Consider the following 22,057-nt stretch of genomic DNA (forward strand, 5'->3'; position numbering starts at 1 on the left):
ACGTCTCGCCACTGGTCACTGTCAACTCACTCTCGATTCGCGTCGATTGCCTCTCCCTAGACTAGCCGCTCAACCCGTCGTCCCGCGGGAGTTCAGGCCTCGCCGACGTCGATCCTCACAACGGTGGTCGGCACTTCCAGCAGGCTCTCGCCCACGGTGTGCACGTCTACGGAATGGCCCTTGAACTTCCGGATGGCCTTGGCGGCCTTCTCCACTTCCTCCGCCGCGCTGCGCCCCTTGATCGCCACGAGGGTCCCGGACCCCCGCAGCAGCGGAAGCGTCATGGGCACCAGCGTGGTGAGCGCGGACACGGCACGGGCGGTGACGAAGCCGGCCTCCACCTCACCGGCCACCTGCTCGGCGCGCCCCCTCAGCACGGTGACGTTGCCGAGGCCCAGGTCGGCGATGACCTCTTCGAGCCACAGCACGCGCCGCTCGAGCGGCTCGATGAGCGTCAGGTGCAGATCGGGCCGAGCGATGGCAAGGCACAGGCCGGGGAGCCCGGCCCCGCTCCCGACATCTGCGACGCGGGCCCCCGCGGGGAACTCGGACTCGATGACGGCACAGTTGAGCACATGCCTGCTCCACAGCCGCGGGACCTCCCGGGGGCCGATCAGGCCGCGCTCGAGGCCAGACGTAGCGAGGTGGTCCACATAGCGGCGCGCGAGGTCGAGGCGATCGCCGAACAGGTGCTCGGCGGCGGCCAGATCGCGTCCGGCCAGTTCGGGCACACCGCCGACGGCGGCGTCAGCGGGCGACTTCTCGGCCACGGCGTTCAGTCGGCGGAGACGACGATGTGCCGCGCGGCGCCCTCGCCCTCCGACTCGCTCGTGAATCCGAGGTCTGCCACGGCGTCGTGCACGATCTTGCGCTCGTACGAGCTCATCGGCTCGAGGTGGACGGTCTGCTCGCCGGCCTTGACCCGCTCGACGGCCTGCTCAGCGAGCTCCTGCAGGCGCACCGACCGCTCGCCGCGGTAGCCGTTGATGTCCAGGACGAGCCGCGAGCGGTTCCCGGTGGCGGAGAGCACGGACAGGCGGGTGAGCTCCTGAAGGGCCTCGAGGACCTCGCCGTCGGCGCCCACGAGCGTGTCGAGGCCCTCGGCCTCGTCGTCACCGACGACCGAAAGGTAGGTCCTGCCGTTGCGGACCTCGATGTCGATGTCACCGTCGATGTCGGCGATGTCGAGGAGTTCTTCAAGGTAGTCGGCGGCGACGTCGCCCTCCTCCTCGAGCCGGCTGAGCGGCGTCTCGGAGCCGGCGCCCTCGGCGTCGTGGTCCTCGGGAAGGTTCACGGCAGTGCTCTCGGAGGTCATGACTTCTTCTTCCTGTTCTTCCGCTGCGGCTGCTGGCGCTGCGTCTTGGGCTCCGGCGGGGGCGGGATGTCCTCGGGACGCATGACCTTGCCCGTGGTGACGTCGATCGGGGCGAGGCCCTTCGCAGCCCGGCGCTCGTTGAGGGCACGCGCCGCCGGGGACCCGGGAGCGGGCATCCGGCGGATCACGTAGAACTGCTGGCCCATGGTCCACAGGTTGGAGATCGTCCAGTAGATCAGGACGCCGATCGGGAAGTTGATGCCGCCGATCCCGAAGACGAGCGGGAGGATGTAGAGCAGGATCTTCTGCTGGCGCATGAACGGGCTGGCCATGGCCGCGTCGGACATGTTCTTCGCCATGATCTGCTTCTGGGTGATGAACTGCGAGGCCGTCATCGCCACGATCATCAGGATCGAGAGGATGGCCACGGCGATCGCGTCCCCGCCGCCGCCGTGCAGCAGCGAGGCGGAGAGCGGTGCCCCCAGAATGCTCGAGTTGTGGAACTGCTCGACCTGGTCGTGGGTCATCGCACCGATGCCCGTGTTGTTCGCCTGCGCGTTGCTGATCCCCGAGAGCACGCGGAAGAGCCCGAAGAAGAACGGCATCTGGATCAGCATGGGCAGGCAGGCCGAGAACGGGTTGGTCCCGTGCTGCTTGTAGAGCGCCATCTGCTCCTGGGCCATGGCCTGCCGCGAGAGCTGGTCGGTCTTGCCCTTGTACTTCGCCTGGAGCTTCTGGAGGTCGGGCTGCAGGAGCTGCATGCCCCGCTGGGCCTTGATCTGCTTGACGAAGACCGGGATCAGTGCGCCGCGGATCACCAGCACGAGCCCGATGATGGAGAACGTCCACGTCCAGCCGCTCGCTGCGGGCAGGCCGATGAAGGACAGGGCCTCGTGGAAGGCCACCATGACGAAGGAGACCAGCCACTCGAAGGGCAGAAGTATTGTCCCTAGAGGGTCCATGCGTTTTCCCTGTTCCTCATGTCAATTGCTCGTGTCATTGGGGCGCGGACCCTCAGGGCCAGCGTCGGTCCAGAAGCGGTCCGGGTGGTTCAGCACGACGATCCACGGGATGCGGTCGTCGGGCCAGTGGCGGTGGCCTTCCGGGACCGGATCGATGCCCCCGGCGTTCCAGGGATGGCATCGGACCAGCCGGCGCACCGCCAGATACGATCCTCGCACAGCGCCGTGCACGGTGACGGCCTCGAGCGCGTACGCCGAGCAGGAGGGGAAGAACCGGCACACCTGCCCGTACAGCGGGGACACGATGGCGCGGTAGGCCTTCAGCAGCAGGATGAGCGCGTGCTGCGGGAGGGTCCAGACGAAACGGCCGACGGCGGCCGCCCACCTCAGGAGCACAGCTCGCCGCGCGCCGGCGGGCATCTCAGCCACCGCTGCCATCCGCTGTCCTCTCCCCTCCGGCGGCCCCGTCGGGGCTGGTGCCCCGATCGAGGCGGCGCAGGGCTGCGCCGAGCGCCGATTCGTAGTCCGTGCTGAGGTCGTCCCAACTCGCCGTCGACGATGCGGGCAGTGCGCGCACGACGACGTCGAGCCCCACGGGGCGCCCGCGTACCGTCGAGGCTGCAGCCTCCCTCAGCCTCCGTTTAACGAGGTTGCGGGTGACTGCGTTCCCCACGGCCTTGGACACGATGAAGCCGAACCGGCTCGCCCGTCCATCGTTGGGGGCCGCATACAGCACGACGTTCCGGCGTCCTTGGCGGACGCCGGAACGTACGGTATGCGTAAAGTCCGCGCCGGAGCGCAGGCGATGGGCCGCGGCGAGCATCAGTCCGCCATCAGCGCGTGCCCGCGATCCGACCCGGCCGAGTCAGGACTCAGGCCGAGAGCTCAACGCGGCCCTTGGACCGGCGCGCAGCCAGGATGGCGCGGCCGGCGCGGGTGCGCATCCGCAGACGGAAGCCGTGCTTCTTGGCACGACGGCGGTTGTTCGGCTGAAAAGTCCGCTTGCTCACTTCTCTCACTCCAGTAGATCGAGCGCGTCTGCCGGACGGGTCGAAGTGCTGGCGGACGCTATGTATTCAGGGCCTGCCGCCCCCGCCGCGCCTCATGCCGGCATCCGCAGCACGAGCACCCGATGAGGGGCTGTGCGTGGGGCGTGCCGAGGGCATGCGACAGGAGAAGTAGGCAGACACAAAGGACTTAACGACGTTAGGGCACGGCAAGGGGCGGCGTCAATTCGCCGTACCGGTCCCCGGCGGGGCCAGCGCAGCCGGACCCCTTCTGGGGAGGTTGTCCCCAGCTGTGGCCAACTCCACTCACAGGCCTGTGGACAGCGCCCTTGCGCGGCCCCCGCGGAGAACTTCACCAGTGTAATTCCTCGGCCCGCCGATGCCAGCTATCTTCTGGGTTGTCCCATCCTCTAGTCTGTTCGAGCGCCCTCCTCCACGCCTGTGGGTATCCCTGTGGATGAAACAAGCGGTTCAGAGGATGTCGGCGCACTGACGGGGGTGAAACGCCTCCCTGCCCGCGTCCGGTTCGCCTCCGGTCATCGTCGCGTCACGGACGCCGGGGCAGCGAGGGCGTGAGAAGCGAAGCAGGCAGGTAGAGGAGCACATGGGACCAGAGGAAGCCAACGAAGCCAACACCCTTGGCAGTTCGTGGCGCCGCGTGGTGCGCCTCCTCGAGGAGGACGACCGGGTCTCGCCGCGCCAGCGCGGGTTCGTCTCGCTGGCGCAGGCGCAGGGGCTCATCGGCTCAACCCTCCTCGTCGCCGTCCCCAACGAGCTCACCCGCGAAGTCCTGCAGGGCCAGGTCAAGTCCGCCCTCGACGACGCCCTCCGGTCAGTCTTCTCCGAGGACATCCGGTGCGCGATCGACGTCGACACCGATCTCGTGCCGGTGCGCGCCGAGACGTTCGAGCCCGTCAAGCGGCCCGAGATCCGCGAGGCCATCCGCGAGGAGCTCCGCCCGGCGCCGACGCCGCCGAGCACCTCCCAGGAGGTCAGCCGCCTCAACCCGAAGTACGTGTTCGACACGTTCGTGATCGGCGCCTCTAACCGCTTCGCCCATGCGGCGGCGGTCGCGGTGGCGGAGGCACCCGCCAAGGCGTACAACCCGCTGTTCATCTACGGCGACTCCGGCCTAGGCAAGACGCACCTGCTGCACGCGATCGGCCACTACGCCCGCCGCCTCTACAACGGCATCCGCGTGCGGTACGTGAACTCCGAGGAGTTCACCAACGACTTCATCAACTCCATCCGCGACGACGAGGGCACGAGCTTCAAGACCACGTACCGGAACGTGGACCTGCTCCTGATCGACGACATCCAGTTCCTCGCCGGCCGCACGGGGACCATGGAGGAGTTCTTCCACACGTTCAACGCCCTGCACAACAGCAACAAGCAGGTCGTCATCACCTCGGACCAGCCCCCCAAGGCCCTGCACGGCTTCGAGGACCGGATGAAGTCCCGCTTCGAGTGGGGCCTCCTGACCGACATCCAGCCGCCGGACCTCGAGACCCGCATCGCGATCCTCCGCAAGAAGGCCAACAGCGAGGGCCTCTCCGCGCCGGACGACGCGCTCGAGTACATCGCGTCGCGCATCTCGGCGAACATCCGCGAGCTCGAGGGCGCCCTGATCCGCGTGACGGCCTTTGCGAGCCTGAACAAGCAGCCGGTCGACGTCGCGCTGGCCGAGATGGTTCTCAAGGACCTCATCACCGACGAGTCCGCCCTGGAGATCACGGCGGAGCAGATCCTCACGGAGACCGCGGCGTACTTCAAGCTCACGGTCGACGAGCTCAACAGCAAGTCCCGTACGCGCACGCTCGTCACGGCCCGCCAGATCGCGATGTACCTCTGCCGCGAGCTCACGGACATGTCGCTGCCGAAGATCGGGCAGGTCCTCGGGGGCCGCGACCACACCACGGTCATCCACGCCGACCGGAAGATCCGGGAGCTGATGGCCGAGCGGCGCGCGATCTACAACCAGGTGACGGAGCTGACGAACAAGATCAAGCAGGCCCAGCGGGGCCTGTAGCCGGCGGGAGCCTCGCGCCTGCACGTGCCTTATTAACAGGCACCTGTGGACAAGCCTGTGGATGGTTAAGTGCACATCCTGCCGCCATGGGCTTAAAACCCCCAGGACCGCTGTGGAGAGTCCGAATGACACGAATCCGGGCGTCCACAGCCCACCCTCAGGCTCTCCGCACTGGATCAACACGGGATGAACAGGCAAGTTCCGCGGACGGCCGCGGCCACAGCCGGTTATCCACAGTTTCCACAGCACTTATTAACACCACCAATTACAAGAATCTTCAGGCCGTTAGCCAACAGTTGCCCTTCCCCGCCCGAACAGCACTCGCCCTGGGCCAGCCGCGCAGCCGAGCCGGGTCCAGGCCGGCTTGAATCCGTGAGCACCCATGGGGCTAAGCTGTGCTCAACGCTTGCTGTGGGTCCGCAGCCTCGAACCGAGGCCTTCGCCGGGCCCGGCCGGCACCCCTGAACGTGTGCCCCCGCGGCCAATGAGACAGCGATGAAAGGCGGAACGCGTCCGTGAAGTTCCGAGTCGAACGGGATGTCCTCACCGAGGCCGTGAGCTGGGCGGCCCGCTCGCTCTCTCCGCGTCCCCCTGTGCCCGTCCTGGCCGGCCTGCTGCTCAAGGCCCACGACGGCGTCGTGAGCCTCAGCAGCTTCGACTACGAGACGTCCGCCCGCCTCGAGATCCCGGCCGAGATCCGAGATGAGGGCACCATCCTCGTCTCCGGCCGGCTCCTCGCAGACATCTGCCGCAGCCTTCCCGCCGCCCCGGTGGATGTCGAGACCGACGGCACCAAGGTCACGCTCACGTGCCGCCGCAGCTCGTTCCACCTCGCCACGATGCCCGAGGCCGAGTACCCGCCCCTGCCGGGGCTCCCCGCCATCCTCGGATCCGTCCCGGGTGACACGTTCGCGAAGGGCGTGGCCCAGGTGACGATCGCCGCGAGCAAGGACGACACCCTACCGATCCTCACCGGCGTGCGGATGGAGATCGAGAACGAGCTCATCACCCTCCTCGCCACCGACCGCTACCGCCTCGCGATGCGCGAGATCCCGTGGAATCCCGCTAGCCCCGGGACCTCAACCGCCGCCCTCGTGAAGGCCAAGACCCTCAGCGAGGTCGCCAAGACGCTGGGCGGCTCCGGCGAGCTGAATCTCGCCCTGGCGGACGACGACTCGCGGCTCATCGGCTTCGAGAGCGGCGGCCGCACCACCACCTCGCTCCTGGTCGACGGCGACTACCCGAAGATCCGGTCGCTCTTCCCCGAGTCCACCCCGATCCACGCCGTGGTCGCGACGCAGGAGCTCGTCGAGGCCGTGCGCCGCGTCTCGCTCGTGGCGGAGCGGAACACCCCGGTCCGCCTCGCGTTCACGGACGGCCTCGTGACCCTCGACGCCGGGACCGGCGAGGACGCCCAGGCCTCGGAGGAGCTCGAGGCGAAGCTCGACGGCGAGGCGATCACCGTCGCCTTCAACCCGCACTACCTCATCGAGGGCCTGGCCGTCATCGAGACACCGTTCGTGCGCTTCTCGTTCACGAGTGCCCCGAAGCCCGCCATGATCACCGCCCAGCGTGAGCTCGACGGCGACGACGAGGTCGACTACCGCTACCTCGTCATGCCTGTGCGCCTGCCGAACTGACCCGGGTCCGGCAGCCCTCCGCCGCTCACGACGACCACAGCCCCACGAAGGGAGACCCGGCTATGCACATCGGACTCATCGGCCTCGGCAAGATGGGCTTCAACATGCGCGAGCGGCTCCGCCGCGCGGGCATCGAGGTCACCGGCTACGACCCCAACCCTGAGGCCTCGGACGCCGCATCCGTCGACGAGCTCGTGGCCGCGCTGCCGGCGCCGCGCATCGTGTGGGTCATGGTGCCCTCCGGCGCTGTCACCGACGCCGTCGTGGCCGACCTCGCCGAGAAGCTCCAGGCGGGTGACCTCGTCATCGACGGGGGAAACTCACGCTTCACCGAGGACCAGCGGCACGCCGAGCAGCTCGGGCAGAAGGGGATCCGCTTCCTCGACTGCGGCGTCTCCGGCGGGGTCTGGGGACTCGAGAACGGCTACGGGCTCATGGTCGGCGGCGATGCGGCGGACGTCGAGCGGGCGCTTCCGGTCTTCGACGCGCTCCGTCCGGAGGGCGAGCGGGCCGACGGCTTCGTCCATGTGGGCGGCACGGGCGCGGGCCACTACGCCAAGATGGTCCACAACGGCATCGAGTACGGGCTCATGCAGTCCTACGCAGAGGGCTACCAGCTGCTGGCCGCCAAGGACATCATCACCGACCTGCCGGGGACCTTCCGGGCGTGGCAGAAGGGCACCGTGGTGCGCTCATGGCTGCTCGACCTGCTGGTCAAGGCCCTCGAGGAGGACCCGGGCCTGGCCAACATCGACGACTACGTCGAGGATTCGGGCGAGGGCCGCTGGACGGTCGAGGAGGCGATCGCCAACGCGGTGCCGGCCCCCGCGATCACTGCGGCGCTGTTCGCGCGCTTCGAGTCCCGCGAGGACTCCTCCCCCGCGATGAAGATGGTCTCGGCCCTCCGCCACCAGTTCGGCGGGCACGCGACGCGCCCGGCGAAGTAGAGCGGAGCCCCGCCGACCGGTGTACGCCGAACGCCTCTCCCTGACCGACTTCCGCTCCTACGCCCAGCTCGACCTCGAGCTGTCCCCGGGTGCGACGGTCCTCGTGGGCCAGAACGGGGTCGGCAAGACCAACCTCGTGGAAGCGCTCGGGATGCTCTCGACGCTCAGCTCCCACCGGGTCAGCTCGGACGCTCCCCTCGTGCGCTTCGGCGCCGAGCGCGCACTGGTGCGCGCCGCCTTCGTGCGGGGAACGCAGCGCTCGGCGCTCGAACTCGAGATCAACCCCGGGCGCGCCAACCGCGGCCGCATCAACCGCGGGGCCACGATCCGCGCCAGGGACCTCCTCGGAATCGCCCGCACCGTCCTGTTCGCCCCCGAGGACCTCGCCCTCGTCAAGGGCGACCCCTCGTCCCGGCGCCGCTTCCTCGACGAGCTCCTCACCGTGCTCCTGCCCCATCTCGCGGGGACGCGCGCGGACTACGACCGCGTGCTCAAGCAGCGCAACGCGCTCCTGAAGAGCGCCCGGGCCGCGAGGTTCTCGCGCCGGGGCGGCCCCGAAGCCCGTGACGCCTCGGGCGGGGCCAGCGTCGAGTCGACGCTCGAGGTGTGGGACACGCATCTGGCCCAGGCCGGAGCACGCCTGCTGGCGGCGCGGGTCGCCCTCGTCGGACGCCTCGCCCCGCACCTCGATGCCGCCTACGCCCAGCTGACGGACGGATCGAAGGTGGCCCGTGCCGTCTACCGCTCGAGCGTCGAGGGTGCGGTCCCCGACGCGGAGGAGGACGCGGACGACGCCGGCCACGCGCCGTCGTCCTTCGGGGAACCTCCTGCGGCGGGCGGCTCCCCCGGCCTCGCCGGCCTCGGGGTCGACGAGATCGCCGAGCGCTTCCTCGCCGCCCTCGCGGCGGCGCGCCCACGCGAGCTCGAGCGCGGCCTGACACTCGTGGGCCCGCACCGCGACGACCTCGAGCTCCTCCTGGGTGAGGCGCCCGCGAAGGGGTTCGCCTCCCACGGCGAGACCTGGTCGTTCGCGCTCGCGCTGCGCCTCGCCTCCTACTACGTGATGCTCGACGACTCGGCCGTGCCGGGGGACGAGCCCATCCTCATCCTCGACGACGTGTTCGCCGAGCTCGACGCGACGCGGAGGACCCGGCTCGCCGCGATCGTGGCCAAGGCGGAGCAGGTCCTCGTCACGGCCGCGGTCGACGCCGACATCCCGCCCGAGCTCGGTGGGCGGCGGATCCGCGTGTTCCCCGGCGCCGTCGACGATGGCGACGCCGCGCGCCCGGAGCACGGGGATGCCTGAGGAGACGGACCCCGGGCTCCCCGACGGGATCGATGCCGCCCGTGCCGCCCTCAACCGGGTGCGCCAGGCCGCCCAGGCGCGCGGCGAGGTCCGCGTCCGTGCCACGGGGCCGCTCGTGGCGGATCCCAACGCCCCCCGGCCGCGGCCCCGTCAGCGGCCGGCGGCCGGCTACAGCGGGCGGGACCCCCAGGGACTCGGCAGCGTGGTCAGCCGCATGGTCGCCGAGCGCGGCTGGAACTCCCCCGTGTCCGTCGGGTCGGTCATGTCCCGGTGGGCGCAGCTCGTGGGTCCGGAGATCTCGGCGCACTGCACGCCGGAAAGCTTCGAGGGCACCGAGCTGCGCGTCCGCTGCGACTCCACGGCGTGGGCCACCCAGCTCCGCCTCCTGGCCCCTCGCCTCATGGACCGCTTCCGGCGCGAGCTCGGGGACGGGATCGTCACGAAGATCCACGTGCTGGGCCCCTCGGCGCCGAGCTGGCGGAAGGGTCCGCGCCATGTCCGCGGGCGAGGACCGCGCGACACGTATGGGTGAGGACGGGCGGATCCCGTGGACGGCGCGTGGGGCGCCCGGCAGCCCGGGACCCACACTCCCCCTTGGAAGGCCTCCATTGCGAGTCGCCACGAGCCGCTTGCGCACCTCCCAGAGGCATTCGGGGTGCCGTTGTCGGCCCCCGCGTGCGGGAGCCGGTAGAATTGACACGTTAAGCCTGCCGAACGGAAGAGGGGTCGAGAACGCCTGTGGCTGACGAGAGTCCAGTGGACCCAAACACCCAGCAGAACGAGCACGAGCCCAGCGGGCAGCAGGTTCCATCGCAGCCCTCCGGATCCAGCCCCGAACCCCGTGAATACGGGGCGAGCAGCATCACCGTGCTCGAAGGCCTCGAGGCCGTCCGCAAGCGGCCGGGCATGTACATCGGCTCCACCGGGCCCCGCGGCCTCCACCACCTCGTGTACGAGGTCGTGGACAACTCGGTCGACGAGGCGCTGGCCGGGTACTGCGACCACATCCAGGTCACGCTCCAGGACGACGGCGGCGTGCGGGTCGAGGACAACGGCCGCGGCATCCCCGTCGACATCCATCCCACCGAGGGCAGGCCCACTGTCGAGGTCGTCATGACGATCCTGCACGCCGGCGGCAAGTTCGGCGGTGGCGGGTACAGCGTCTCCGGCGGCCTCCACGGCGTCGGCATCTCCGTGGTCAACGCACTCTCGACCCGCGTGGAGACCGAGGTGCGGCGGCAGGGCCACGCCTGGCGCATGTCCTTCCGCGACGGAGGCCACCCGGTCGGCGACCTCATCGAGGGCGAGGCGACGGACTCCACCGGAACGATCCAGACCTTCTACCCGGATCCGTCGATCTTCGAGAGCACGGAATTCGACTTCGAGACCCTCCGCGCCCGCTTCCAGCAGATGGCCTTCCTCAACAAGGGCCTGCGCATCACCCTCACGGACGAGCGGCGCGGCGAGGAGGAGGAGAGCGAGGTCGCCGGCGAGAGCGCCGAGGCCGGCGTCCCCGCCGAGGAGGCCAAGTCCACTCCCACCCGCCGAGTGGTCGACTACAAGTACGAAGACGGCCTGCTCGACTACGTCAAGCACCTGAACTCCTCGAAGAAGATCGAGGTGATCCACGAGGAGGTCATCGCGTTCGAGAGCACGGACCACGAGCGCAAGATGGCCCTCGAGGTCGCGATGCAGTGGACCACCGCCTACGCGGAGTCGGTGCACACGTACGCGAACACGATCAACACCCACGAGGGCGGCACCCACGAGGAGGGCTTCCGCGCGGCGATGACCTCGCTCGTGAACCGCTATGCGCGCGAGAAGGGCATCCTCAAGGACAAGGACGACAACCTCAGCGGCGAGGACGTGCGCGAGGGCCTCACCGCCGTCGTCAGCATCAAGCTCGCCGAGCCGCAGTTCGAGGGCCAGACCAAGACCAAGCTCGGCAACTCCGAGGCCAAGGGCTTCGTCCAGCGCGTGGTGACCGACCAGCTCGGCGACTGGCTCGAACGCAACCCGGGTCCCGCCAAGGACGTGATCCGCAAGGCCATCCAGGCCTCGCAGGCCCGCATGGCCGCCCGGAAGGCCCGCGACAACGCCCGCCGCAAGAGCCCGCTCGAGTCCTTCGGGATGCCGGGCAAGCTCTCGGACTGCTCGAGCAAGGACCCCTCGCGCTGCGAGGTCTACATCGTGGAGGGCGACTCGGCCGGCGGCTCCGCCAAGCGCGGGCGCAACCCCGAGACGCAGGCGATCCTGCCGCTGCGCGGCAAGATCCTCAACGTGGAGCGCGCCCGCCTCGACAAGGCGCTCGGCAACGCCGAGGTCCAGTCGATGATCACCGCGTTCGGCTCGGGGATCGGCGAGGACTTCGACATCGCCAAGCTCCGCTACCACAAGATCGTGCTCATGGCCGATGCCGACGTGGACGGCCAGCACATCACCACGCTGCTGCTGACCCTGCTGTTCCGGTACATGCGGCCGCTCATCGAGAACGGCTACGTCTACCTCGCGCAGCCACCCCTCTACCGCATCAAGTGGTCCAACCACGCGCACGACTACGTGTTCAGCGACCGGGAGCGGGACGAGGCGATCCGGACGGGCCTGGCCAACGGCCAGCGGCTGCCCAAGGAGAACGGGATCCAGCGCTACAAGGGCCTCGGCGAGATGGACTACACCGAGCTGTGGGACACCACCATGGACCCGGACCGCCGCACGCTCCTGCAGGTGACCATGGAGGACGCCGCGGCCGCGGACCAGACGTTCTCCGTGCTGATGGGCGACGACGTCGAGTCCCGTCGCCACTTCATCCAGCAGAACGCCAAGGACGTCCGCTTCCTGGACATCTGATCTCGGGTCGGAAAGCAATTAGAGGAGAGAATCTTTGAGCGACGAGACTCCCGAGGACCCCACCGCGGGCACGCCGGGAACCGACCCGACGGCCTTCGTGCCTGAGGGCCCCGCCGAAGGCGACCGCGTCGAGCAGGTCGACCTCCAGACGGAGATGCAGCGGTCCTACCTCGACTACGCCATGGCAGTGATCGTGGGCCGGGCGCTGCCGGACGTGCGCGACGGGCTCAAGCCCGTCCACCGCCGCGTGCTGTACGCGATGTTCGACGGCGGCTACCGCCCCGACCGCGCGTTCAACAAGTGCGCCCGCGTGGTCGGCGACGTCATGGGCACGTACCACCCGCACGGCGACATGGCGATCTACGACGCCCTGGTCCGCCTCATCCAGGACTGGGTGATGCGGTACCCGCTCGCCCTCGGGCAGGGCAACTTCGGCTCCCCCGGCAACGACGGCGCCGCCGCCCCGCGGTACACCGAGACCAAGATGGCCCAGCTGGCCATGGAGATGGTCCGGGACATCGACGAGGAGACCGTCGACTTCCAGGACAACTACGACGGCAAGAACCAGGAGCCCACGGTCCTGCCGGCGCGGTTCCCGAACCTGCTGGTCAACGGCTCCTCTGGCATCGCCGTCGGCATGGCCACCAACATCCCGCCGCACAACCTGCGCGAGGTCGCGGACGGGGTGCAGTGGTACCTGCAGAATCCCGAGGCGACCCGGGAGGAACTCCTCGAGGCGCTCCTGCTGCGCATCAAGGGCCCGGACTTCCCCACCGGGGCGACCATCCTCGGCCGCCGCGGCATCGAGGACGCCTACCGGACCGGCCGCGGCTCGATCACGATGCGCGCCGTGGTCAACGTCGAGGAGATCCAGGGCCGCACGTGCCTCGTGGTGACCGAGCTGCCCTACATGGCGAACCCGGACAACCTCGCGATGAAGATCGCGGAGCTCGTCAAGGACGGCAAGGTCTCCGGCATCGCGGACCTCCGCGACGAGACCTCGGGCCGCACCGGCCAGCGCCTCGTGATCGTGCTCAAGCGCGACGCCGTGGCGAAGGTCGTGCTGAACAACCTCTACAAGCACACCCAGCTGCAGGACAACTTCGCGGCGAACATGCTCGCGATCGTCGACGGCGTGCCGCGCACCCTCTCGCTCGACGCGTTCGTGCGGCACTGGGTCACCCACCAGGTCGACGTGATCGTCCGGCGCACCCGGTTCCGGCTGCGCAAGGCCGAGGAGGAGATCCACATCCTCCGCGGCCTGCTCAAGGCGCTGGACATGCTCGACGAGGTCATCGCCCTCATCCGCCGCTCCCCCACGGTCGAGCAGGCGCGGGACGGACTGATGGAGCTGCTCGACATCGACGAGATCCAGGCCCGGGCGATCCTCGACATGCAGCTGCGCCGTCTCGCGGCCCTCGAGCGGCAGAAGATCCAGGACCGCAACGACGAGCTCGAGGCGCTCATCGCCGAGTACAACGCGATCCTCGCCGATCCTGCGCGCCAGCGGCAGATCATCTCCGAGGAGCTCAACGGGATCGTCGAGAAGCACGGCGACGACCGCCGCACGCGCATCGTCGCGGGCTTCGACGGCGACATGAGCATCGAGGACCTCATCCCCGAGGAGGAGATGGTCGTCACCATCACCCGCGGCGGCTACGTCAAGCGCACCCGCAGCGACCAGTACCGCCAGCAGCACCGCGGCGGCAAGGGCGTCCGGGGCGCGCAGCTGCGCGGGGACGACGTCGTGGAGCACTTCTTCGTCACGACGACCCACCACTGGCTCCTGTTCTTCACCAACCTCGGCCGCGTGTACCGGGCGAAGGCCTACGAGCTCGCCGAGGGCGGCCGCGACGCGAAGGGCCAGCACGTGGCGAACCTGCTCGCGTTCCAGCCCGACGAGCGGATCGCCCAGGTCCTGGACCTGCGGGACTACCAGCAGGCGCCGTACCTGGTCCTCGCGACCAAGGCCGGGCTCGTGAAGAAGACCCGGCTCGAGGACTACGACACCAACCGTTCCGCCGGCGTGATCGCCATCAACCTGCGCGACGGGGACGAGCTCGTCTCGGCGCAGATCGTCTCCGAGGACGACGACCTCATGCTCGTCTCCCGGCACGGCCAGTCCGTGCGCTTCACCGCGGACGACGACGCCCTGCGCCCCATGGGGCGGGCCACCAGCGGCGTGACGGGCATGAAGTTCCGTGACGACGACGAGCTGCTCGCCGCGGACGTCGTCGCCGAGGGCTCGTACGTCTTCATCGTCACCGAGGCCGGGTACGCCAAGAAGACCAGCGTCGAGGAGTACCGCCGGCAGGGCCGCGGCGGCCTCGGCATCAAGGTCGGGAAGTACGGCGAAGGCCGCGGGCACCTCATGGGGGCCCTGATCGTGACCGACGAGGACGAGGTCCTGGTGGTCATGGGCGGCGGCCGCGTGGTCCGCTCCTCGGTGTCCGGGGTCCCGGCCACCGGGCGCGACACGATGGGCGTCATCTTCGCCAAGCCGGACAAGGGCGACCGGATCATCGCGGTCGCCAAGAACAGCGAGCGTTCGCTCGCGGTGGAAGGCGACGAGGCGGAGGAGGGGGCCGAGGGCACTCCCGAGGGTGCCCCCGGCACTGAGGAGGAGGCAGCGGTGGAGGCTCATGCCGTAACGTTGTCCCCAGACTCTGACCAGACTCCGGGAGGTAACGAGTGAGCACGCCCGAGAACACGCCGTCGTCCGGGGGCTATCCGCAGGCCGCGTCCCCGTCACGGCCGCCGCAGCGTCCCACGGTGCCGCCCCAGTCGGCGAACTCCGCGGGACAGCGGCCGGGTGCCCGCCCCGCGGAGCGTCCGCTCACCGCGGCCGCGGCGCAGCGCGCCACCGCGCAGCAGCGGCCCGTCGGCCCGGGCCAGCGTCCCGGGCAGGCTGGCCTCGTCCGGCCGGCGCCGAAGGCCAAGCAGCGCCGCGCGCGCCTGATCGTGAGCAAGGTCGACACGTGGTCCGTGCTCAAGATGTCCTTCCTGCTCTCGGTGGCGCTCGGCATCGTCACGGTCGTCGCTTCGATCGTGCTGTGGATGGTCCTCGACGTCACTGGCATCTTCGACAAGATCAATGGCCTCCTGGGCGAGATCGGCGGCTCGGAGAGCGGCGGCGCGCTCGACCTGAAGAAGATCGCCTCGCTTGGCCAGGTGGCCTCGTTCGCGACCATCATCGCCGTGGTCAACGTGGTGCTGCTGACCGCGCTGTCGATGCTCACGGCCGTGCTGTACAACATCTCGGCCACCCTCGTGGGCGGCGTCGGAGTGACCCTCACCGACGACTGAGCGGAATTTGGCCGCGGGCCGAGGTGTGCTGTAGAGTCATATCTCGGCCCGAGGGCCACTGAGGGCGTATAGCTCAGGCGGTTAGAGCGCTTCGCTGATAACGAAGAGGTCCCAGGTTCAAGTCCTGGTACGCCCACGGATCCTGGTATCCGAACCATGTGGAGGTGCCCGTGAAGAGACTGATTGCGATCGCAGTCGCTGCTCTCGCGGGTGCCTTCCTGTATCGGAAGGCCAAGGAGTCCGAGGCCCAGAAGGGCATCTGGAGCGGCTCGACGGACAAGGTCGAATAGCCCGTTCCAGGAACACGGGGGCATGGCGCAATTGGTAGCGCACCTGCTTTGCAAGCAGGGGGTTAGGGGTTCGAGTCCCCTTGCCTCCACCGTGAGATGACTAGAGGAAGCCAGGCGTTCTGAACGCCTGGCTTCCTTGTTTTCCGCTGGACCGGTGTCACAGCTGTGATGCGCGTCCCGGACGCACCCGCAAAGGCCTGAGTCGGCCGCGGGGTGACCCTTGCCTCCGCTCGGCGCCTGTTCTATAACTCCTATATCAAAGACGGAAGGCTGGAGCGATGATCCTCACCGTCGACCTCGACAGCGAGGTGCCGATCTATCAGCAGCTTCGCGACCAGATCGTCGAGGCGATCGCTCAGGGCGTGCTGACCGAGGGCAGCTCACTGCCGTCCACGCGAGCGCTGGCAGCGGACTTCGGGATCAACTTCCACACGGTGAACAAGGCCTACGACCTCCTGCGCCAGCAGGGCCTGATCCGGCTCAACCGCAAGACCGGCGCGGTGGTGGCTATGACCGACGCGGGCGCGCCGTTCCGCACAGAGTGGACCGCGAGGGCGCGGACCTTGCTGGCAGAGGCCATCGCCAGGGGATTGCCGGCCGAGGACGTCCTCACGACCTGTCGGTCCGTGCTCGATTCATTCGGATCCACCCAGCCGGAGGAGATGCCATGACCATCGCCATCGTCCTGAGCTCGGTGCTGTCGGCACTGGTGCTGGCAGTCGCCCTCGTGCTTCCCTCGATCAACAGTCCGACGGTGCCCTTCGGCGTGCGGGTGCCGCTGCACCATGCCGACGACCCGACGGTGCTGCGGCAGACCCGCATCTACCGATGGCGGGTAGCGGCCAGCTGGATCGTCGCCGCCGCGGTCGGCGTCGCCATCTACAGCCTGACAGGCGAGACACTCACGCTGTCGCTGTCGGTGCTGCTTCTCGTCGGACTCTGGTACGGCTGCTTCTTCCTGGCCAATCGCGAGATCCGTGCGGCCAAGACAGCCGAGGGATGGTACAAGGGCCTTCACCAGGGCATCGCCGTGGACACCGGGCTGCGGACCGCCCCTCCGCGGTTTCCGTGGCTCTGGTTGTCACCCGCACTGATCATCACGGTCGCAACCGTGGTGATCGGAGTGCTCAGCTACCCGTCCATGCCCGAGGTGCTCGCCGTGCACTACGCGAAGGGCGTGCCCAACCGGTTGGCCTCCAAGTCAGTGGGCGCAGCCTTCTCGCTGGTGTTCGTGCAGATCGGCATTACCGCACTGCTCGCTGGAATGGCAGCGGCCATCATCTTCCGCAGCCGTCCGGACATCGACCCAGCACACCCGACCGGCTCCGCACGCTGGCACCGCCACTACGTGGTGCTGGGCGCCCGGGCCCTGCTCGGGCTGGCCGCGATGATCGACGTCGGGATGCTGGGATCATCGCTGCTGATGTGGACCGGGACGGCCACCCCATGGGCGCATGCTGTGGTCGCACTCCCGATCCTGGCCGCCGTCGCGGTGGCCGCCGTGGTCCTGGCCCGGAACAATCGCGAGCCGGATGAGGGCGACGAGGACACCGGCATCTCGCACCGGGACGATGACAGGTACTGGCGTGGTGGACTGTTCTACATCAACCGCGAAGATCCCGCACTGATGGTTCCTCGCCGGTTCGGTCTGGGGTGGACGCTCAATTTCGGCAATCCCACGACAGCGATGCTCGCGGCCGGCGTGGTCGCGCTGATCGGCCTCGTGATCACGCTCCGTTTCGAGGGTTGACCCCGGCAGGTCACCGGGGTCACGCGCGGCTGCAATATCGCCCGGCACTAGAGTGGGCTGGTGATCCCCCTCCTCGTGGTGCTCGGCGTGCTCGGCGTCTCCGCGTCCGGCCCGCTCATCGCCGGCACGCTCGCGGGCACCTCCGTCACCGCACTCGCGATCGCGTTCTGGCGCAACGCGATCGCCTCACTCGTCATGGCGGCGCCGGTCGCCGTGCGGAGTCCGGGCCAGTTCCGCCGGCTCACCCGCCGGGACCTGCTCTGGTCCTCCCTGGCGGGCGTGGCCCTCGCCTTCCACTTCGTGTGCTTCATCGTGTCCCTGACGCTGACGTCAGTCGCGGCGTCCACGGCCCTCGTGTGCCTCCAGTCGGGGTGGATCGCAGTCTTCTCGGTGCTGCGCGGCCGCAAGCTGTCCGTGCCCGTGCTTGCAGGACTCGGGCTCGCGTTCCTCGGCGTCGTCGCCATCACGGGGCTGGACCTCGGCTCCTCCCACGAGGCGGTGCTCGGAGACCTCCTCGCGGTCGCGGGAGGCATCCTCGCCGGCCTCTACACGATGGCCGGTGGCAAGGCCCGCCAGACCATGGGCACCGCAACGTACACGGCGCTCTGCTACGGGGTGTGCGCCGCCCTCGTGGCCATCATGGCCCTCGCGACGGGCGAGCGGCTCACCGGATTCGAGCCGGCGGGGTGGGCGGGGATCCTCGCGATCACCGCCGCCGCCCAGCTGGTCGGCCACACGGCGTTCAACCACCTCGTCGCGACCTTGAGCCCGCTCGTCGTCTCGATGTTCATCCTGCTCGAGATCCCCGGCGCGGCGCTCCTGGCCGCCGTGTTCCTCGGGGAGGTGCTGCCGGGCGGGACCTACGGGGGGCTGGGGCTCATCCTCGCAGGGCTCGCCGTCGTCGTCCTCGGCCAGCGGCGTACCCGGCGCGAGCCGCGGATCGCGCCGGAGCTCGGCGCGGACTGACGCTAGACGCCGCCGCGCTTGACCGGCGGCTGGTTGGCCGAGTGGATGGCGCGCAGGAGCTTGGCGGGGTAGTACACCGAGAAGATCACCGCCATGGGGGCGCGCAGCGCGATCTTCTTGATGTTGTGCGCCTTGTACGTCCGGTCGAAGCGCTGCACGTAGTACCGGTAGTCCTTGGGCGAGTCCTCGAGGCGCCGGGCGGACATCCCAGAGACCATGTCGGGCCAGTACTGGATCTTGAGCCCGCGCTCTGCGAGGTGCAGGGACAGATCGATGTCCTCGTGCATCTCGTCCTTCTCGTCCCGGCACGTCGAGTCCCGGATGGTTTCCCACGCGGTGCGCCGGATGGCCATGTTGGAGCCGAACAGGAAGTGGTACTCGTGCCGCGAGAGCTTCAGGAGGAGCTGGCGCATCTTGTCGTCGGCCTTGAGGCCGAACCGCCGCATCGGCATGTCGTAGTAGATCACGGGACCCGTCGCAGCCTGGACCGTGCTGTCCATGAAGGCCCGCTGGACCTCCTCGACCCAGTCCGGCTCGAGGAGCGAGTCAGCGTCGATACGGCCGATGACGTCCCCCGTGGCCGCGTCGAGGCCGAAGTTGCGGGTCGGGATGAGCCCCTGATCGCGGTCCTGGGTGAGGAGGATGATCCGGGACTCCGGGTACTCGGACTGCAGCTGGCGCACGATCTGCGCCGTCGAGTCCTTGGACATGTTGTCGACCACGATGATCTCGTGCGCCGGGACGGACTGGTAGATGGCCGCCGTGACGCACTGGCGGATCACGCTCTCCTCGTTGTACGCCGGCACGACGATGGACACGCTCGGCGGCTCGGGAGCAGCCGTCGTGGCGGGGAGGGCACGGTCCGGGGACATCACCACAAATCTAGCAAAGGGCCCCGGGGCCATGGGGGCGCATCCGGCGCGCCGCCCCTGGATGACGGCGGCCCGGGAGGGCACGGAAAACGGGCACGGGAGACGCGATCATGCGTCTCCCGTGCCCGTCGCGGCCGGTGGGAAGCGGACGTCAGGCGCCCGGCGTCTCCTTGTCCTCGCCGCCGTTGGACGCGGCGTGGATGTTCTTCATCGCCGTCGTGGCATCGGGGGCGACATGCTTGCCCTCGCTGGCCGCGGCGTTCTCGGCGGCGTCCTTCTCAGCGGCCTCCTCGCCTGCCTTCTCACCCTCGAGGACGGCGGCCTGGCCGGCGTCGAGCGTGGCGGCAGCCTCAGCCTCGGCCGCATCCGGAGCCTCGTCCACCGGCTTCTCGGCCGTGACGACCCGATCCGTGGCCGGCCCGCTGCTGGCGGGGACCGGAGAGGGGGTCGCGGCGCTGCCGGTGGACGTCGACGCGGTCGGCTCGGCCGGCTTGGGGGCCGGTGTCACCGGAGCGGGAGTCTTCCACGGGTCCTCGACCGGCTTGGCGGCCTTCCAGGCCGCAACGCCGGCAGCGACCGCGGCCGTGATGACGCCGAAGATCAGCAGGCCGCGGCCCTTCTTCTTCGGGGCCGGGCCGGAGACCTCCTTCGCGGCCTTGCGGACCGCCTGCTGGGCGGTGCTCACCGCCTCCTTCGCGGCGGCGTCGGCCTGGCGCACCACGCCCGAGTCGGCGAGCCTCTGCGCGACGGCGTCGACCCGCCCCGGGGCGGTGGAGAGGCCCCGGTTGACGGAGTCCGCTGCGTGGGCGATGCCCTCCGAGATCTTCGGCAGGTACTCGTCGGCCGCATCCTTGATCGCCGGCACCGCCTTGTCCACTGCCTGGTGGAGGCGCGGGGCGGCGCTGTCCACCACATCGGTGATCCGCGGCGCGAGCTGGGAGAGGCCGTCCTGGATCTTCGGCGTCACGGTGGCCACGCCCTCGGCGAGGTTGTGCGCTGCGGACTTGAGGCCCTCCTGGATCCGCGGCGACGCCGTGTCCAGCCCCTGCTGGATCCTCGGGACGGCCCACTGCACTGCCGCGTCGACACGGGGTTGGGCCCAGTCGCGTGCGCTCTCGACGCCCGCGCTCACATTCTGCTGGACGTCGCGGGCGAGCGACTCGGACGCGTTCAGGCTCTTCTCGACTGGTTTCTTCACGGCTACCTCCGGGAGTCTGCTGGGCCAACGCCAGCCTACGTGCCACACGTGGCATAGGCTACGGTCACACGGCCGGAGTGCCTCCGCCGTTCCCGGATTTCACCGAGCGCGGAACCGCCGCCGCACCCGGGGAGCCCCCGGCGCCCCGTGGAAGAATGGCCGCCATGAGCGCAATCGCAACTGCCAAGGCAACCATCCACACGAACCACGGCGACATCGTGGTCAACCTGTTCGGCAACCACGCCCCGAAGACGGTCAAGAACTTCGTGGGCCTCGCGACCGGCGAGCAGGCCTGGACGCACCCCGAGACCGGCGAGGAGAAGACGGGCACCCCGCTCTACAACGGCACCGTCTTCCACCGGATCATCAAGGACTTCATGATCCAGGGCGGCGATCCGCTCGGCAAGGGCATCGGCGGCCCGGGTTACCGGTTCGACGACGAGATCCACCCCGAGCTGAACTTCAAGGAGCCTTACAAGCTCGCCATGGCGAACGCCGGCATCCAGGGCGGCAAGGGCACCAACGGGTCCCAGTTCTTCATCACGACGGTGGACACCAGCTGGCTCTACGGCAAGCACACGATCTTCGGCGAGGTCGCCGACGACGCGTCGAAGAAGGTCGTCGACGACATCGAGGCCGTCCGCACGGGCATGCAGGACCGCCCGGTCGAGGACGTCGTGATCAGCTCGATCGACGTCGAGCAGCTCTGACCTGCTGACGTGACTGAAGGAAGCCCGGCGGCCGGCCCCGACGCCGTCCCCGTCTGCCCCCGCCACCCTGACCGCGTCTCCTACGTGACGTGCCAGCGCTGCGGGCGGCCGGCGTGCCCCGAATGCCAGCGGCCGGCCGCCGTGGGCTTCCAGTGCGTGGACTGCGTCCGCGAGCTCTCCGGCAATGCCCGGGCCACCCGGACTGTCTACGGGGGCCGGGCGCGGCCCGGCACCCGGCCCGCGGTGACCATCGGCATCATCGCCGTGTGCGCGCTCGTGTACGCGCTGCAGTGGATCATCCCCGGCAACGCCGTCTACGCGGACTTCGCCTACGCGAACTCGGCCACGCTGACCGCGGCCGAGCCGTGGCGCATGCTCACGAGCGCATTCCTCCACTCCCAGGGCTTCCTGCTCCACATCGTCCTCAACATGTACATGCTGTGGCTGTTCGGACAGGCCCTCGAGCCGCTGCTGGGCAGGGCCCGGTTCCTGGCCGTGTACCTGCTCTCGGCGATCGGGGGATCGGTCGGATTCCTGCTGCTCGCCCCGGGCCAGCCCGTCGCCGTGATCGGGGCCTCTGGGGCGATCTTCGGCTTGTTCGGAGGCCTGTTCGTGGTGCAGCGCCAGCGCGGCGGCGACGTCCGCCAGCTCGTCGTGCTGATCGTGATCAACGCCGTGCTCGGCTTCGTGGTCCCGGGCATCGCCTGGCAGGCGCACCTGGGCGGCCTCGTCACCGGGGCCCTGGCGACGGCGGTCATCGCCTATGCGCCGGGCGGCCGGGCCCGCCTCGCGGTCCAGGCCGGCGGCCTCGTGGCGGTCGCCGTCCTCCTGACGCTCGCGACGGTCGTGAAGGTCTCGAGCGTGCCCGCCCTCGGGGGCATCTCGCTGTAGCGCGGTAGGCAGGCACCCTCT

The 22,057-nt window shown here is 69.4% G+C and carries 22 protein-coding genes and 2 tRNA genes; 16 read left to right on the forward strand and 8 right to left on the reverse strand.

Going from position 1 to position 22,057, the window contains the following annotated elements; all coding sequences use genetic code 11:
• Positions 1–92: 92 nt before the first annotated feature.
• The 6 genes from rsmG to rpmH are packed head-to-tail and all read right to left on the reverse strand — an operon-like array spanning position 93 to position 3,287.
• Positions 93–731: a 16S rRNA (guanine(527)-N(7))-methyltransferase RsmG gene (rsmG, locus tag ACYVKZ_RS13705; protein WP_460993179.1), complete on the reverse strand. Its 639-nt coding sequence runs from the start codon at positions 729–731 to the stop codon at positions 93–95.
• A 44-nt stretch (positions 732–775) separates the two neighbouring features.
• On the reverse strand, positions 776–1,315 hold the full coding sequence (locus ACYVKZ_RS13710; protein ID WP_460992803.1) for a Jag family protein: 540 nt from the start codon (positions 1,313–1,315) through the stop codon (positions 776–778).
• Positions 1,312–2,277, reverse strand: a complete 966-nt coding sequence (gene yidC / locus ACYVKZ_RS13715; RefSeq protein WP_460992804.1) for a membrane protein insertase YidC — start codon at positions 2,275–2,277, stop codon at positions 1,312–1,314. Before yidC ends, ACYVKZ_RS13710 begins: the two co-directional genes overlap by 4 nt.
• A 21-nt stretch (positions 2,278–2,298) precedes the next feature.
• Positions 2,299–2,715: a membrane protein insertion efficiency factor YidD gene (yidD, locus tag ACYVKZ_RS13720; protein WP_460992805.1), complete on the reverse strand. Its 417-nt coding sequence runs from the start codon at positions 2,713–2,715 to the stop codon at positions 2,299–2,301.
• On the reverse strand, positions 2,699–3,100 hold the full coding sequence (gene rnpA / locus ACYVKZ_RS13725; protein ID WP_460992806.1) for a ribonuclease P protein component: 402 nt from the start codon (positions 3,098–3,100) through the stop codon (positions 2,699–2,701). Before rnpA ends, yidD begins: the two co-directional genes overlap by 17 nt.
• A gap of 49 nt (positions 3,101–3,149) precedes the next feature.
• Positions 3,150–3,287 (reverse strand): 50S ribosomal protein L34, encoded by a 138-nt coding sequence (gene rpmH, locus ACYVKZ_RS13730; RefSeq protein ID WP_074588526.1) that lies wholly within the window; start codon positions 3,285–3,287, stop codon positions 3,150–3,152.
• A 601-nt stretch (positions 3,288–3,888) separates the two neighbouring features.
• Here rpmH and dnaA point away from each other — a divergent pair.
• The 14 genes from dnaA (at position 3,889) to ACYVKZ_RS13800 (ending at position 18,365) form a co-directional block, all read left to right on the forward strand.
• Positions 3,889–5,313 (forward strand): chromosomal replication initiator protein DnaA, encoded by a 1,425-nt coding sequence (dnaA, locus tag ACYVKZ_RS13735; protein ID WP_460992807.1) that lies wholly within the window; start codon positions 3,889–3,891, stop codon positions 5,311–5,313.
• Positions 5,314–5,828: 515 nt separating this feature from the next.
• Positions 5,829–6,953: a DNA polymerase III subunit beta gene (gene dnaN / locus ACYVKZ_RS13740; RefSeq protein WP_460992808.1), complete on the forward strand. Its 1,125-nt coding sequence runs from the start codon at positions 5,829–5,831 to the stop codon at positions 6,951–6,953.
• Positions 6,954–7,015: 62 nt separating this feature from the next.
• A complete protein-coding gene (gene gnd, locus ACYVKZ_RS13745; protein WP_460992809.1) occupies positions 7,016–7,900 on the forward strand; it encodes a phosphogluconate dehydrogenase (NAD(+)-dependent, decarboxylating) in 885 nt (294 codons plus the stop codon).
• Positions 7,901–7,919: 19 nt separating this feature from the next.
• On the forward strand, positions 7,920–9,206 hold the full coding sequence (gene recF / locus ACYVKZ_RS13750; protein WP_460992810.1) for a DNA replication/repair protein RecF: 1,287 nt from the start codon (positions 7,920–7,922) through the stop codon (positions 9,204–9,206).
• Complete coding sequence (locus ACYVKZ_RS13755) at positions 9,199–9,738, forward strand: DciA family protein (protein WP_460992811.1); 540 nt, start codon at positions 9,199–9,201, stop codon at positions 9,736–9,738. The genes recF and ACYVKZ_RS13755 overlap by 8 nt, the downstream gene beginning before the upstream one ends.
• Positions 9,739–10,073: 335 nt before the next feature.
• Complete coding sequence (gyrB, locus tag ACYVKZ_RS13760) at positions 10,074–12,053, forward strand: DNA topoisomerase (ATP-hydrolyzing) subunit B (protein ID WP_460993180.1); 1,980 nt, start codon at positions 10,074–10,076, stop codon at positions 12,051–12,053.
• Between the two features lie 34 nt (positions 12,054–12,087).
• A complete protein-coding gene (gyrA, locus tag ACYVKZ_RS13765; RefSeq protein ID WP_460992812.1) occupies positions 12,088–14,748 on the forward strand; it encodes a DNA gyrase subunit A in 2,661 nt (886 codons plus the stop codon).
• Positions 14,745–15,359, forward strand: a complete 615-nt coding sequence (locus ACYVKZ_RS13770; RefSeq protein WP_460992813.1) for a DUF3566 domain-containing protein — start codon at positions 14,745–14,747, stop codon at positions 15,357–15,359. The genes gyrA and ACYVKZ_RS13770 overlap by 4 nt, the downstream gene beginning before the upstream one ends.
• A 62-nt stretch (positions 15,360–15,421) precedes the next feature.
• Positions 15,422–15,495, forward strand: a tRNA-Ile gene (locus tag ACYVKZ_RS13775).
• A 34-nt stretch (positions 15,496–15,529) separates the two neighbouring features.
• Positions 15,530–15,649 carry a DLW-39 family protein gene (locus tag ACYVKZ_RS13780; RefSeq protein WP_307007147.1) on the forward strand — a complete coding sequence of 40 codons (120 nt, stop codon included), beginning with the start codon at positions 15,530–15,532 and terminating at the stop codon, positions 15,647–15,649.
• A 16-nt stretch (positions 15,650–15,665) separates the two neighbouring features.
• Positions 15,666–15,738: transfer RNA gene (locus ACYVKZ_RS13785), tRNA-Ala, on the forward strand.
• 189 nt (positions 15,739–15,927) lie between these two features.
• Positions 15,928–16,320: a GntR family transcriptional regulator gene (locus tag ACYVKZ_RS13790; protein WP_460992814.1), complete on the forward strand. Its 393-nt coding sequence runs from the start codon at positions 15,928–15,930 to the stop codon at positions 16,318–16,320.
• A complete protein-coding gene (locus ACYVKZ_RS13795) occupies positions 16,317–17,399 on the forward strand; it encodes a DUF1648 domain-containing protein (protein WP_460992815.1) in 1,083 nt (360 codons plus the stop codon). The genes ACYVKZ_RS13790 and ACYVKZ_RS13795 overlap by 4 nt, the downstream gene beginning before the upstream one ends.
• A gap of 60 nt (positions 17,400–17,459) precedes the next feature.
• Positions 17,460–18,365: a DMT family transporter gene (locus ACYVKZ_RS13800; protein WP_460992816.1), complete on the forward strand. Its 906-nt coding sequence runs from the start codon at positions 17,460–17,462 to the stop codon at positions 18,363–18,365.
• Positions 18,366–18,367: 2 nt separating this feature from the next.
• Here ACYVKZ_RS13800 and ACYVKZ_RS13805 read toward each other — a convergent pair whose 3' ends face one another.
• Both ACYVKZ_RS13805 and ACYVKZ_RS13810 read right to left on the reverse strand, forming a co-directional pair.
• Positions 18,368–19,237, reverse strand: a complete 870-nt coding sequence (locus tag ACYVKZ_RS13805) for a glycosyltransferase family 2 protein (RefSeq protein WP_460992817.1) — start codon at positions 19,235–19,237, stop codon at positions 18,368–18,370.
• A 151-nt stretch (positions 19,238–19,388) separates the two neighbouring features.
• Positions 19,389–20,435: a hypothetical protein gene (locus ACYVKZ_RS13810; RefSeq protein ID WP_460992818.1), complete on the reverse strand. Its 1,047-nt coding sequence runs from the start codon at positions 20,433–20,435 to the stop codon at positions 19,389–19,391.
• A 164-nt stretch (positions 20,436–20,599) separates the two neighbouring features.
• Between ACYVKZ_RS13810 and ACYVKZ_RS13815 the strand changes: the two genes are divergently transcribed.
• Positions 20,600–21,145, forward strand: a complete 546-nt coding sequence (locus tag ACYVKZ_RS13815) for a peptidylprolyl isomerase (protein WP_307007153.1) — start codon at positions 20,600–20,602, stop codon at positions 21,143–21,145.
• 9 nt (positions 21,146–21,154) lie between these two features.
• The gene (locus tag ACYVKZ_RS13820) at positions 21,155–22,036 is read left to right on the forward strand and encodes a rhomboid family intramembrane serine protease (RefSeq protein WP_460992819.1); all 882 of its coding nucleotides are present in this window, start codon (positions 21,155–21,157) and stop codon (positions 22,034–22,036) included.
• Positions 22,037–22,057: the final 21 nt, after the last annotated feature.

The sequence above is a fragment of the Sinomonas soli genome (assembly GCF_054782415.1).

Excerpts from the sequence above, each read along its gene's own strand:
- gnd (WP_460992809.1), top strand. The coding sequence starts at position 7,016 with ATGCACATCGGACTCATCGGCCTCGGCAAGATGGGCTTCAACATGCGC.
- ACYVKZ_RS13815 (WP_307007153.1), top strand. The coding sequence starts at position 20,600 with ATGAGCGCAATCGCAACTGCCAAGGCAACCATCCACACGAACCACGGC.
- ACYVKZ_RS13790 (WP_460992814.1), top strand. The coding sequence starts at position 15,928 with ATGATCCTCACCGTCGACCTCGACAGCGAGGTGCCGATCTATCAGCAG.
- rnpA (WP_460992806.1), bottom strand. The coding sequence starts at position 3,100 with ATGCTCGCCGCGGCCCATCGCCTGCGCTCCGGCGCGGACTTTACGCAT.
- yidC (WP_460992804.1), bottom strand. The coding sequence starts at position 2,277 with ATGGACCCTCTAGGGACAATACTTCTGCCCTTCGAGTGGCTGGTCTCC.
- yidD (WP_460992805.1), bottom strand. The coding sequence starts at position 2,715 with ATGGCAGCGGTGGCTGAGATGCCCGCCGGCGCGCGGCGAGCTGTGCTC.
- dnaA (WP_460992807.1), top strand. The coding sequence starts at position 3,889 with ATGGGACCAGAGGAAGCCAACGAAGCCAACACCCTTGGCAGTTCGTGG.
- ACYVKZ_RS13805 (WP_460992817.1), bottom strand. The coding sequence starts at position 19,237 with ATGTCCCCGGACCGTGCCCTCCCCGCCACGACGGCTGCTCCCGAGCCG.
- ACYVKZ_RS13795 (WP_460992815.1), top strand. The coding sequence starts at position 16,317 with ATGACCATCGCCATCGTCCTGAGCTCGGTGCTGTCGGCACTGGTGCTG.
- ACYVKZ_RS13755 (WP_460992811.1), top strand. The coding sequence starts at position 9,199 with ATGCCTGAGGAGACGGACCCCGGGCTCCCCGACGGGATCGATGCCGCC.
- ACYVKZ_RS13710 (WP_460992803.1), bottom strand. The coding sequence starts at position 1,315 with ATGACCTCCGAGAGCACTGCCGTGAACCTTCCCGAGGACCACGACGCC.